The sequence below is a fragment of the Nocardia sp. NPDC059195 genome (assembly GCF_042754695.1).
Classification (GTDB): Bacteria; Actinomycetota; Actinomycetes; order Mycobacteriales; family Mycobacteriaceae; genus Nocardia.
In genome coordinates, this window is record NZ_JBHZBG010000012.1 from 22,901 (window position 1) to 34,867 (window position 11,967).

General features: G+C 66.6%; 11 protein-coding genes. 5 read left to right on the forward strand and 6 right to left on the reverse strand.

Annotated elements, in window-relative coordinates:
• The first annotated feature begins 18 nt into the window (after nucleotides 1–18).
• From ACFXKN_RS17245 to ACFXKN_RS17255, 3 genes are all read left to right on the forward strand, one after another.
• Entirely contained in the window at nucleotides 19–1,296 is a 1,278-nt protein-coding gene (locus ACFXKN_RS17245) for a hypothetical protein (protein WP_378951520.1), read from the forward strand.
• Nucleotides 1,296–1,928 (forward strand): hypothetical protein, encoded by a 633-nt coding sequence (locus ACFXKN_RS17250; RefSeq protein ID WP_378951517.1) that lies wholly within the window; start codon nucleotides 1,296–1,298, stop codon nucleotides 1,926–1,928. Before ACFXKN_RS17245 ends, ACFXKN_RS17250 begins: the two co-directional genes overlap by 1 nt.
• 199 nt (nucleotides 1,929–2,127) lie before the next feature.
• Nucleotides 2,128–3,759 carry a flavin-containing monooxygenase gene (locus ACFXKN_RS17255; RefSeq protein WP_378951514.1) on the forward strand — a complete coding sequence of 544 codons (1,632 nt, stop codon included), beginning with the start codon at nucleotides 2,128–2,130 and terminating at the stop codon, nucleotides 3,757–3,759.
• Between the two features lie 46 nt (nucleotides 3,760–3,805).
• On the opposite strand, the gene ACFXKN_RS17260 is transcribed toward ACFXKN_RS17255, so the two are convergent.
• Complete coding sequence (locus ACFXKN_RS17260; RefSeq protein ID WP_378627718.1) at nucleotides 3,806–4,312, reverse strand: flavin reductase family protein; 507 nt, start codon at nucleotides 4,310–4,312, stop codon at nucleotides 3,806–3,808.
• Nucleotides 4,313–4,441: 129 nt separating this feature from the next.
• On the opposite strand from ACFXKN_RS17260, the gene ACFXKN_RS17265 reads away from it, so the two are divergent.
• Nucleotides 4,442–5,131 (forward strand): PadR family transcriptional regulator, encoded by a 690-nt coding sequence (locus ACFXKN_RS17265; protein WP_378951511.1) that lies wholly within the window; start codon nucleotides 4,442–4,444, stop codon nucleotides 5,129–5,131.
• A 72-nt stretch (nucleotides 5,132–5,203) separates the two neighbouring features.
• Here the strand turns inward: ACFXKN_RS17265 and ACFXKN_RS17270 are convergent, their stop codons facing one another.
• The 3 genes from ACFXKN_RS17270 to ACFXKN_RS17280 form a co-directional block, all read right to left on the reverse strand.
• A complete protein-coding gene (locus ACFXKN_RS17270) occupies nucleotides 5,204–6,166 on the reverse strand; it encodes an alpha/beta hydrolase (protein WP_378951508.1) in 963 nt (320 codons plus the stop codon).
• A 280-nt stretch (nucleotides 6,167–6,446) separates the two neighbouring features.
• Nucleotides 6,447–8,150, reverse strand: coding sequence for a 3-oxosteroid 1-dehydrogenase (gene kstD, locus ACFXKN_RS17275; RefSeq protein WP_378951505.1), 1,704 nt, complete (start codon nucleotides 8,148–8,150; stop codon nucleotides 6,447–6,449).
• Between the two features lie 44 nt (nucleotides 8,151–8,194).
• Nucleotides 8,195–8,791 carry a TetR/AcrR family transcriptional regulator gene (locus ACFXKN_RS17280; protein WP_378951502.1) on the reverse strand — a complete coding sequence of 199 codons (597 nt, stop codon included), beginning with the start codon at nucleotides 8,789–8,791 and terminating at the stop codon, nucleotides 8,195–8,197.
• A gap of 371 nt (nucleotides 8,792–9,162) precedes the next feature.
• Between ACFXKN_RS17280 and ACFXKN_RS17285 the strand changes: the two genes are divergently transcribed.
• Complete coding sequence (locus ACFXKN_RS17285) at nucleotides 9,163–9,933, forward strand: SDR family oxidoreductase (RefSeq protein ID WP_378951499.1); 771 nt, start codon at nucleotides 9,163–9,165, stop codon at nucleotides 9,931–9,933.
• Between the two features lie 86 nt (nucleotides 9,934–10,019).
• Here the strand turns inward: ACFXKN_RS17285 and ACFXKN_RS17290 are convergent, their stop codons facing one another.
• Both ACFXKN_RS17290 and bphC read right to left on the reverse strand, forming a co-directional pair.
• Nucleotides 10,020–10,877 carry an IclR family transcriptional regulator gene (locus ACFXKN_RS17290; RefSeq protein ID WP_378951496.1) on the reverse strand — a complete coding sequence of 286 codons (858 nt, stop codon included), beginning with the start codon at nucleotides 10,875–10,877 and terminating at the stop codon, nucleotides 10,020–10,022.
• 180 nt (nucleotides 10,878–11,057) lie between these two features.
• A complete protein-coding gene (bphC, locus tag ACFXKN_RS17295) occupies nucleotides 11,058–11,963 on the reverse strand; it encodes a biphenyl-2,3-diol 1,2-dioxygenase (protein ID WP_378951493.1) in 906 nt (301 codons plus the stop codon).
• Nucleotides 11,964–11,967 lie beyond the last annotated feature (4 nt).

Consider the following 11,967-nt stretch of genomic DNA (forward strand, 5'->3'; position numbering starts at 1 on the left):
GTCGAAAGGTATGGATCCATGGCCGATCTGCCCCCACTCGAGTACGGAAAAGTCGTCGGGCGTTTCCTCGCCAACACGATAGACGGGCCCGACATCGACGACCTACCCGAATTCTCACCGTTGAGCGGGACCGTCACCTTCACCGCCGATGCGCCCAAGGTCCTCGTCGCTGGTGCGCAACCTCATCCGGCAACCTATGTGCAGCTGCCCAAACATTACGAATGCCAGCTCGACGAGTTCGGATATCTCACCTGGCGGGGCCGTCGCGGTGTGCGGTTGGTCGCACCGAACGCCGATACGAACCCGAGCGACTGGACATGGCGGGTCTCGTTCGAACTCGACTACGACGGCGATCGAATCCAGCTGGCACCATACAATTTTCACGTCCCAGCCTACGTACCAGGCCCTGACCCGAATGATCCTGATGTCGGGTCAGCGGGGCTGATCGACCTGACGCTGGTGTCGCCGGTGCCGGCGTCGGCAGGCAACGCCGTCGTTGTCGGTCCTCGCGGCGAAGGTTTGCGCATCGACGGACAGGTCGAGACCTATACGCAGTTGCCGGTGACACCGACCGAAGGCTTCCAGTATATCGTGAAAGCTGATGGGCTGCTTTACATCTACCATGGCGCAGCCGGTGGTTGGACACCCGACGGGCAGGGCATCGTGATCCGCGGCGCAACGGACTGGGCCGGGATCGGCGACAAACCGGCAACCTTTCCTCCAACCATCGGGTCTACCCCGTCCACCGCCGTGGCAGGCAACGATCCGCGGCTCAGCGACGCTCGAACACCAACTCCACACACCCATCCGGCCGTGCAGATCGCAGACTCGACCGCAGTAGGCCGATCGGTACTCACCGCAGCCGACACCGAGGCGGCCCGCACGGCGATCGCGACGATCGCCGACACCGACCCACGGTTGGTCGACGCCAGACCACCTACCGCCGCCGGGCAGGCCTACGACATCGCGTACAAGTCACACTCCGGCACCCGTGCGGCAGGTCCCGGAAATGTGGTTCCCGAAGGTCTGCGCATCGAACGTGCCATCACCGTCACATCGATCACCTATCGCGGCGAAACGGCAGGCACCGGAAATTTGGTGGTGGAACTTCGCCGGAACGGGACGGTGATTGCGGGTACTGCCGCGACGATCACCGCCGCAAACCATGCCACTGACACCACCATCGCCGGAACGTGGGTCCTCGCGGTCGGGGATCGGCTCACGGTGGTCATCGCGACACCGGACAATCCGGCCGGCCGAGGTCTGCAAGCGAGCCTGAGAGGGGTGACGAGCTGATGCCATTGGTTGTCGTCAGTGCGCTGTGGACGGGAATCGACGTGACCGACACGTTCGATCGCTCGGCCGTCGGACCGAACTGGATCGCCTGGACCGGCCACAGCCTGTCGAAGGGATTGCCGTCCATTCGTCAGGCTATCGCCCAACCGCCGCAGGGCGGGCTATCGTCATCGGCCGGTCTGTACGGCGGTATATGGGTGGATCCATTCACGTTCGACGCACAAGAAGTTCGGTTCACCATCGCCAGGGGTACCGATGAGCACTACCCGCAGATCGGCATGTTCGCCTTCCTGCGATGCTCGGAGGACAGTCGTCGCTACGTCGCGTTCGTGGTTGCGGACGGAGCAGTGATGATTTCCCGCGACGGAAGTACACCAGTCGTGGATCCGGTCGTTACCCCGACGCCTGCCGGGACCACGTTCGTCTGCCGCGCGGTCGGGCACCGGTACACGATGAGTGTGGTTGCGGGGGAGGGCGAGACGCTACTGGTGGAGTGGATCGATCTAGCGGGTGACGTTCCGGTCGGCTCGGAATCCCGGCGGTGGGGGGTCGCTGTCAACAAACAGACCTACGGGATCAGCGGGTTTCGATTCTCGTGGTGTGTCGATGAAATCAGGGCTCGGGACCTCTGAACCAGGGTGTTGCCGCTCACGTCCGATGGTCGGTGCTGTCGTCGGTCGGCACTGGCGCGCGAGCCCCTGTGTGTCTGTGACCACCTGGTAGTCCGTTTGGCCTCAGTGTGCCGGTCAGCGGGAAGGGGACCTGCTCGAACGGCGTGCGCGTCCATAGCGTCGCGGCAGAGAAACCGGTCTCCATCGAAAGGTAGGCACTGTGAACCCCGAGACCCCATCGGCACCAGCGAAAGGCCCGGCCGACGTCGACGTGGTCGTCGTCGGTGCGGGCATCGCCGGCCTCTACGCGCTGCACCGCTTCCGCGGCAGCGGCCTCACCGTGCGGGTGTTCGAAGCCGGCGACGGCGTGGGCGGCGTCTGGTACTGGAACCGGTACCCGGGCGCGCGCTGCGATGTCGAGAGCGTGGACTACTCGTACTCCTTCGACGACGCGCTGCAACAGGAATGGGACTGGAGCGAGAAATACGCCACCCAGCCCGAGATCCTGGCCTACCTCGAGCACGTCGCCGATCGCTACGACCTGCGTCGCGACATCGAATTCAATACTCGTGTCACCGATATCGTGCTCGACGAGCAGACCCTGCGCTGGCAGGTCGGCACCGGCACCGGCCGCGCGGTCTCGGCGCGGTTCGTCGTGCTGGCCACCGGCCCGCTGTCGAACGCGAACACCCCGGCCATCGACGGTCTCGGCACCTTCGCCGGGCAGATCCTGCACACCTCGCACTGGCCGCACGAGGGGGTCGATCTCACCGGCCGCCGGGTCGGCGTGATCGGCACCGGATCCTCCGGCATCCAGACGATCCCGTGCGTTGCCGAACAGGCCGAGCAGCTACACGTGTTCCAGCGCACCGCCAATTTCAGTGTGCCCGCGGGCAATACGCCACTGACCGAACAGGACCGAGCGGCGCAGAAGGCGAACTATCCCGAGCGCAGGCGGCTGTCGATGGCCAGCGGTGGTGGTTCGCCGCACCAGGCACATCCGGATTCCGCGGTCGCGGTGAGTGAGCGGGAACGCCGGGATGCCTACGAGAAGCGCTGGGCGCTGGGCGGTGTGCTGTTCAGCAAGACCTTCCCCGACCAGCTCACGACCCTCGCCGCCAATGACACCGCCCGCGAATTCTGGGAGGAGAAGGTGCGGGCCGTGATCGAGGACCCGCGCGTCGCCGATCTGCTCGTTCCGCACGACCACCCCATCGGCACCAAACGGATCTGCACCGACACGAACTACTACCAGACCTTCAACCGCGACAATGTCGACCTCGTCGACCTGAAGGCGACACCGATCACCCGCATCGATGCCGAGGGCGTACACACCACCGACGCGCACTACCCCCTCGATACCCTCGTGCTCGCGACCGGATTCGACGCGATGACCGGCTCGGTGTCGCGGATGAACATCGTCGGCCGGGGCGGTGAGACGCTCAACCAGGCGTGGCGGGAAGGGCCGAAAACCTATCTGGGACTGGGGATGACAGGTTTTCCGAACCTGTTCAACCTTACCGGTCCCGGCAGTCCGTCGGTGCTGGCCAATATGGTGCTGCACTCGGAACTGCACGTCGACTGGGTGGCCGAGGCCATCGGCTTCCTCGACGACAGAGCAGCGGTGGCGCTCGAGGCACGGCCGGACGCGGTGTCGGAGTGGGTGCGCGAATGCGTCAACCGAGCCGCGGGAACGTTGATGACACAGGCGAATTCGTGGTATCTGGGCGCGAACATCGAGGGCAGGCCGCGGGTGTTCATGCCCTTCGTCGGCGGGTTCGGTGCTTACGGTGAGATCATCGCCGAGGTCGCGGCCGCCGGGTACAAGGGCTTCGACGTCATCGAGGCATGAGAAGACGACGACGGGGTGGTCCGCAGTGGGCCACCCCGTCGTCGGATCAGGCCGTGAAGCCGCCGAACCCGCCCTTGTAGAACAGCAGCGGCTCGGCGCCCTCGGTGGCCCGCAGGTCACCGATGCGGGCGAGCACCACGGTGTGGTCGCCCGCATCGTGCTCGAGCTCCACCGTCACCTCGATCTGGGCCAGCGCCCCGGCCAGCGCGGGCGCGCCGTTGCCCGCCCTGTCCCACTCGACACCGGCGAACTTGTCGGCACCGCTCACCGCGAACTGGCGGCACAGCGCACTCTGCTCCTGCGCCAGGATGTTGATGCACAGGGCGCCCGCCGCGCGCAGCAGCGGCCAGCTCGTCGAGCTCTTGGCCGGGCAGAACGACACATACGGCGGATCCAGCGACACCGACACCACCGACTGACAGGTGAAACCGAGCGGTCGCGTCCCGTCGTGGGCGGCGATCACCGCGACACCGGTCGCGAAGTGGCCGAGCACTCTGCGCAAGTCCGCGGGGGCTGGGATACCTGCGTCGACGACGACGTTGTCCGCATTCATAGATGTCCTTCCGAACGGAATTCGATACCGCCCAGAATCCGGGAAGAGGGGGGAGCGGCTCAAGACCGCCTCCCGGTCAGTGGTTGTCGAGGGGCGAATTCCGGCAAGACCGATTGCTAGCATGCTGCGATGGCGACCAGCGACTCCGACGTGCCCAATCTGCCGCCGACCAGTTGGGCGGTGCTCGCCATGCTCTCCTTCGAGGAGGAGATCTCGGGCTACGACCTGAAGAAGTGGGCGGACTGGAGTCTGCGCTACATCTACTGGACCCCGTCCTACAGCCAGATCTACGCCGAACTGAAGAAGCTCGAGCAGTACGGCTTCGCGACTTCGCGCCTCGACCCCGACAATGCGATGCGCGCCAGGCGGCTCTACCAGATCACCACGGACGGGCGGGCGGCGGTGACCACGTGGTGGAACAAGGCCCCGGTGGATCCGTCGGTGCTCAAACACCATGTGCTGGTGCGGGTCATGTTCGGACACCTCGGTTCCCCTGATCGCCTCAAGCAGATCCTGCGCGACCACATCGCCGACGTCGACGAGCTCGCGCAACGCGCCGCGGTCGACGCAGAAGCGGCGAAATCCGAGCCGGGCTGGGCTTATTCGCAGCTCGTGCTGCAATGGTCCCAGCGTCACTACGCCACCGAACGCGACCTCGCCCAGCAGCTGATCGACGACATCGATAGCGCAGCCACCGTACTGGCAGGCGCCGAGCACGACGACCGCGCCGAGTACCCCCATCCGACGCCGGGGCGCTGGCGCGAGATCGAGCAGCGCGTGCGCGAAGAAGAGGGTGTGCCGGACGGCCCGGCCGACTAGTTCCGCCCAGGCCGTCGGCAATCATGCTGTCGCGCAGTCTGTTCCGTAGATGAGGCCCGGGAACGAACTTCTCTACGCCGGACCGAGCACGTCGCGCACCATCGCCCAGATCTGCGTTCGCGCGGCAGCGGTGGCGGACAGCGACGGGATGCTGAGGAATCCGTGGAACAGCCCGGTGTAGCGGCGATGCCGGACCGCGACACCGTCGCCTGTCAGCCGCTGGGCGTAGGCGTCCCCGGCCGAGCACGGCGGGTCCAGTTCGGCGGTGATCACCACCGCGGGCGGTAGACCGGCGAGCGAGTCCGCCCTGGTCGGCACCAGACGCACGTCGTCGGTGCCGTTGGGGGCGTAGTTCTGCCAGTACCACCGCATGGCGCTGGTCGTGTTGTAGTGGCCGGTGCCGAACCGCCGGTAGGACTCGGTCTCGAAATCGTCGTCGATCACCGGATAGATCAGGATCTGCGCGGCGACTCGCGGACCGCCATCGTCCCTGGCCGCGATGGCCACGGTGGCCGCGAGATTGCCGCCCGCGCTGTCACCGGCCAGCGCGATCCTCGACGGATCACCGCCGTAGACACCGGCGTTCGCCGCGGCCCACCGCAGCGCCGCGAGCATGTCGTCATGGGCCGCGGGGCCGGGATGCTCCGGCGCGAGCCGATAGTCGACCGAGATCACCACCGCGCCGACCCCCGCCGCCATCGAGCGGCATAACTCGTCGTGGCTGTCGAGATCGCAGAAGACGAAACCGCCGCCGTGCGCGAACACGATCACCGGCAGCGCGCCGCCGTCGTGCTCGGGCCCGAACACGCGCAGCGGCAGCGGGCCGCCGGGTCCGTCGATCGTGATGTCGCGCGCTACCCGCATCTTGGGAAGTCGTTGCAGCGGAGCGCGTCTGGCGCGGATCGCCGCACGCACGTCGGCCGCTGCCATCGTGGCGACATCGGGGAATCCGGCGTCGAGCGTGCCGAGCATGGCCGCGACTTCCGGATCAGGAACCGCACCCGGCCCGGTGGTCGGGAAAGTCCGCACAGTCACTGGTCCTCCTGGGATTCGGCGACGGAATCGGCAGTCGAGCACGTCGTCGGCCTTACCGTAGAACCAGCCCGGCACGATCCGACCCGCCTTCTCCCACTGGGCGGAAACACCAGGTCGATGCCCGCCGGTGAGCCCAAGGTCGGTGGATGACCACCCCGAACGAGCGGACTGCGGGCGGCCCACTGTAGGTCCCCCGCGCAGCCCGCCCTGCCTCGAACCACTGTGGGTACCTGACTCGCGCCGTCGGGTCGGTTTACCGCTGTCGTCCAATGCGGTTGCGTCACATGTTGTTCTGCTCCACGGTCCCCGTCGTGGCGATGTGACGGGCGGCGAGGTAGGCGAAGACGATCGCGGGTCCGATGGTGGCGCCGGGTCCGGCATAGGTGTGGCCCATGACAGGGGTGGCGGTGTTGCCCGCGGCGTAGAGGCCCTCGATGACGGTGTGGTCGGCGCGCAGGACTCGGCTGTGCGTGTCGGTGACCAGGCCGCCTTTGGTGCCGAGGTCGCCGGGCACCAGGCGGGCAGCGTAATAGGGGCCGGTAGTCAAGGCGCCGAGGTTGGGATTGGGGTGTTGACGGGGATCGCCGTAGTAGCGGTCGTAGGCACTCTCGCCTCGACCGAAGTCCGCGTCGACGCCGGTGCGGGCGAAGGTGTTGAACCGGTTCACCGTGCCGGTGAGTCGCTCGGCAGGCACGCCGATCTTGTCGGCGAGTTCGCCGATGGTGGCGGCGCGGGCGAGCACGCCGGTGTCGAACCAGCGTCGGGGCAGGGGTTGCCGTGGGGGAAGGCCGGCGAACAGATAGCGGTTGCGGTAGCGCTGGTCGAAGATCAGCCAAGCGGGCAGGTTTTCCGCTGGATCGTCGCCCTGTCCGTATTCGCCGCCGTACATGCGGTGTACGGCATCGACATAGGGCAACGATTCGTTCATGAACCGTAGGCCGCGGTCATTGACGATGAGGCTGCCGGGCAGATTTCGTTCAGCCAGGCAGAACCACGGTTGACGAGGTAGCGGGATGGATGGCCCCCACCAGGCGTCATTCATGAAACCGGTCGTCGCGCCCACAGCTGCACCGGCCGCGATGCCGTCGCCGGTATTGGCGGCGGCGCCGACGGTCCAGTCCGCGCCGATGGGTGCGCGCTGATGCAGTTGGCGCAGAGCGGGATTGTGTTCGAAGCCGCCGCACGCCAAGATCACCCCGGCTCGCGCGGTGAGGCGGTGTTCATCGTCGCCGCGGCGCACGATGGCGCCGGTGACCCGGTCGCCGGTGCGGATCAACTCGAGCAGCGGGGTGTCGAGCAGTAGCGGGATCCCCGCGTCGAGCATCCCTTTGCGCAACATGGCGCTCAATGCCTGGCCGCGAGCGAGGAGATGGCGGCCTCGGAGACGGGCGGTGAGCCAGCGGGTGACGATTCGGATCACGCGCCAGGGCGCACGGGGATTACGCAAACCGAGGTGGATCTGGCGGAAGTCGGCCTGGGTGAGCACGAAGTTGCGGGGGGCCTTGGAGTAATCGGGTTCGAGGGTGGCCAATTCCGCACCGAGCCCTCGGGCGTCGAAGGGGGCAGGTTCGACGGAACGGCCGTGGCTGCGCCCCCCTTCGGCCTCGGGGTAGTAGTCGCTGTAACCGGGCACCCATCGCATCCGCAGGGGGCTGTGGGCAGTGAGGAAGTCGAACACCCGCGGCCCGTGGTCGAGGTAGGTGTCGATCTTGTCCTTGTCGACCACCGGGCCGATGATGTTGGTGAGATAGGTGCGCGCGGCCTCGAGGTCGTCGTCGGGCGCTTCCCGGCGCAGCACGGTATTGCCCGGAATCCAGATGCCCCCGCCGGATCGGGCGGTAGAGCCGCCCCAATGGCTGGCCTTTTCGACGACGAGTACCGAAAGCCCTTGGTGGGCAGCGGTGATCGCGGCGGTCATCCCGGCGGCGCCGGAGCCGACCACCAGCACGTCTACGGAGTCGGTATCGCTGTGTTCTAGTTGCATGGGTACAGATTCCTTACCTGTGAAACACATTTGAACCAGGGAGATCAGGCCCTGGCATGACGCCAGCGGGGGTCCTGGACTGCGGCCAAGGCGGCTTCCATGCACACCGGCAGCGATGTCGCCGGGTCATGGGCGGCGCGCAGCCATTGCAGGAGACCGAACTCCGCGGCCGCGAGCATCAGATGCACCAGCAGTCCCGGCGTGGGATCGGCCTCGGGATCGCGTGACATCCGGTGGGCGACGAGCTCGACCAACCGGACCCGATGATCGGGCGGGATCAAGGTGACCCGCTCCAGCAGGTGCGGTGCGGTCATGAAAGCCGCCCGCCACTGCTCGAGCTCCTCGATCCCCATCGACGTCGAGCGCGCCAGGATCGCCCCCGCCAATGCGATATCGGCTGGCTCGTCTCCGGGGCGGGTCTCCAATAGGCCGGCAATGCCGGTACCTCCTTCCCGCACCGGTTCCAGCAGCAGATCCTCCTTGCTGCGTACGTGCCGGAAATACGTACTCGGCGAAACCCCCGCCGCCGCTGCGATCTGCTCGGTGGTGACCGCCTCGAACCCCGACCGTGCGAACAATCCGTAGGCCGCCCGCTGAATTTCGTCGCGAACCCGACGACGCTGCCGATCGCGCAATGACACCGCCAACCACCCCTTCCGAAAACCGTGCGATGAACGATCCACCGCATCCGTGGCGAAAGTATCTCCCTATATGACAGAGGCTGTCAACATGCTTCTTGCTGTCATATTGGCCCGCGGGCACTCATCCTGTTGTCGCCGCGGTGGGAGTACGACTTCGACCTCGATCAGTTCGGCACCTTCTGCCCCTGACCGAGGTGTCGCACCGCGGATTGGTGGATGTCGACAGAACTGCTGTCGGTTGTATCTGATTGCGCAGCTATTACGCTGTGCCGCAAGGGGTTTCGGTGTGTTGTTCGGCACCGGATTTGCGGTTCACGGAGCGTTTTCGACTCGCTACGCTTCAACTACATGTCGTAGTAGAAGGGGTGGTTATGAACGGGCTGCAGAACAAGACGGCGTTGGTCACCGGATCGAGCCGAGGAATCGGGCGTGCCATCGCGACCAGACTCGCGCACGACGGGGCGCTGGTCGCGGTGCATTACGCGACGAACCAGGATGCGGCGAAGCAGACCGTGGCATCGATCGAGTACGCCGGTGGCACAGCCTTCATGCTCCGAGCCGAACTGGGTGAGCCGGACGCGGTTTCGGAACTGTTCGCGGCGCTGGAGCCGGAACTCGAAAACCGCACCGGGACGACGAGATTGGATATTCTCGTGAACAACGCCGCGCACGCCGGGTTCGACGAAATGGCGCCGGAGGAGGTGACGCCGGAGATCTTCGACCGCTTCATCGCGGTCAACGCCAAAGCACCGTTCTTCCTTACCCAGCGGGCGCTGAGGCTGATGTCACGAGGCGGGCGAATCATCAATATTTCCTCGGGCATCACCAGAACGTCCCATCCTGGTCAAACGGTCTATGCGATCAGCAAAGCCGCCATGGAGCAGATCACCGTGCAACTGGCGCGGCACATCGGCCCCCAGGAGATCACGATCAATACCGTCGCCGCCGGCGTGACCAACAACGGCAGCCCGGTCTTCTCGAACCCCCAGGCCGTCGCGGAGATGGCCGCATGGTCGGCCATCGGCAGGGTCGGCGAGGTCACCGACATCGCCGATGTCGTCGGGTTCCTCGCATCCGAGGACGCACGCTGGATCACCGGCGCCTACCTCGACGTATCCGGGGGCATCCTCGCCGGCCGGTGACAAGATGACACGGACCGGCTGATACGCCGGTCCGTGGCGTTGACCTCGCCGCCACCAACATAGGTCGCTTGACCGAAAAGGTGGGATCACGCCGTACGCGGACCACGCTGGTCCGCGTACGGCCGCGCCGCCGGACCCACCCCGAGCGGACGGGGATGCTGCTGCAACGTCGGATGCACCCGCACCCGGCCGTCGTCGACGTGGCGCCAGATATTGAGCGCGGTCGTGCGGACCGGCGCGCTGAGGCGGTGATCGAACAGCATTCGATCCACCGGCCCGCACACCGACACCGCCGCCACGGCGGCCTCGCCGAGATCGCCGATGGGCGCCGCGATACAGCCGAAGCCCGGCAGTGATTCCTCGCGCTCGACGGCGATCCCGTGCGCGCGCACCTTGTCCAGTTCGGTGTCGAGCTGGGCCTTGGTGGTGATCGAGTAGCGGGTGCGGGCGCTGGACTGTCCGGCGATGGCCTCGGTGACGCGGTGCTCGTCGGAGTAGGCCAGGATCGCTTTGCCGACCGCGGTGCAGGCAGCGGGCCGTCTGCCGCCGACACGGGTGGGCACCACCGCCGACAGCTCGCCACCGACCTTGTCGAGGTACACGACGTCGGGACCGTCCAGCACGGCCAGATGCACGACGAACCCGGTGACCCGGTGCAGCTCGTGCAGGAACGGCATCGCCGCCCGGTGCAGCCGGTCCTGGTGCACCGCCAGTGAGCCGAGCTCCATCAGGCGGATGCCGAGCTCGTAGTCGCGCCCTTCACGCCGTAGCCAGCGCAACTGCACCAGCCGGTCGAGCATGCGATGCGCCGAGGACCGGGGTAGACCGGTGCGCCGGACGATCTGGGCGAGGGTGAGCCTGCCCGGGCCGTCGAAGGCGTCGAGCAGCAGGGATGCGCGATCGAGGATCGCGCTCGGGGTGGTGGCCTCGGCCTGGATGACCATGAGCTCTCCATTCGGATCTACGAGCTGATGCCCACTCGCATATTTCGATTAGGCATATACCTATTCATACCATCCGTTGTGGTCGTTGTCACATGATTCGGCGGGTCGATATACAGACGACGGCCCCCGACCCGAGCGGTGCGCTCGGGTCGGGGGCCGTCGTGGGCTGCCGGGAGGTTTTTACATCGCCGCGAGCGGCTCGCTACCGGACCAATCGTGGCCCCAGTAGCTGTCGGCGGTGATCTCCTCGGCGCTGTAGTACGTCTCGTCGACCCGCATGCCTTCGGTGCCGAACTCGATGTCCCAGCCGCCGGGCGCGCGGACATAGAACGACACCATCTTGTCGTTGGTGTGCCTGCCCAGCGTGGAGGACACCGAGAAGCCGTCCTTGGTCACCCGATCGAGCGCCTGCCCGACGGCGTCGAGGCTGTCGACCTCCACCATGATGTGCACCAGACCCGGCGCGCCACCGTGCGGCGCGGGGCACAGCGCGAGGCTGTGGTGGCGCTCGTTGACACCGAGGAACCGCACCCGCATCGGCCCGAACTCCGGCGGCGCGGGAATCCGGAACGCACCACGCGACAGGAAGCCGAGCACATCGGTGTAGAAGTCGAAGGCGCCGTTGGGGTCCATGGTCGGCAACACGACATGGCCCAAACCCTGTGCGCCGGTGACGAACTTCGCGCCGAACGGCGTCACCACCGGGCTGTGGTCGAGTACCGCGCCGTGGAACACCTCGAGTGTCGCGCCGGTCGGGTCCTGGAAGGTGATGACCTCCTCGACCCGGCGCGCGTCGGCCTCCTCGACAGAAAGCGGCTTCACGGCGATCCCCGCCGCGGTGACCGCGTCGCGCACCCGGACCAGGGCCGCGTGATCGCGCACCTCCCAGCCGATGGTCACGATGGCGTCGCTGTCACCCGGCACGACCGTGATGCGGGCCGCGCGCTCGTCCATCCGCAGGTACAGCGCGTTCTCGTCCGGTCCGCTGCCCTGGGCGAAGCCGAGCACGTCGAACGCGAAGGTGCGCCAGCGGTCCATGTCGGCGGTCTGGATCTTGACGTAGCCGAGGCCTTTGATGTCTGTCATTTCC

Coding starts and splice junctions, on each gene's coding strand:
- ACFXKN_RS17285 (WP_378951499.1), top strand. CDS start 9,163: ATGAACGGGCTGCAGAACAAGACGGCGTTGGTCACCGGATCGAGCCGA.
- ACFXKN_RS17260 (WP_378627718.1), bottom strand. CDS start 4,312: ATGAATGCGGACAACGTCGTCGTCGACGCAGGTATCCCAGCCCCCGCG.
- ACFXKN_RS17290 (WP_378951496.1), bottom strand. CDS start 10,877: ATGGTCATCCAGGCCGAGGCCACCACCCCGAGCGCGATCCTCGATCGC.
- ACFXKN_RS17245 (WP_378951520.1), top strand. CDS start 19: ATGGCCGATCTGCCCCCACTCGAGTACGGAAAAGTCGTCGGGCGTTTC.
- ACFXKN_RS17265 (WP_378951511.1), top strand. CDS start 4,442: ATGGCGACCAGCGACTCCGACGTGCCCAATCTGCCGCCGACCAGTTGG.
- bphC (WP_378951493.1), bottom strand. CDS start 11,963: ATGACAGACATCAAAGGCCTCGGCTACGTCAAGATCCAGACCGCCGAC.
- ACFXKN_RS17250 (WP_378951517.1), top strand. CDS start 1,296: ATGCCATTGGTTGTCGTCAGTGCGCTGTGGACGGGAATCGACGTGACC.
- kstD (WP_378951505.1), bottom strand. CDS start 8,150: ATGCAACTAGAACACAGCGATACCGACTCCGTAGACGTGCTGGTGGTC.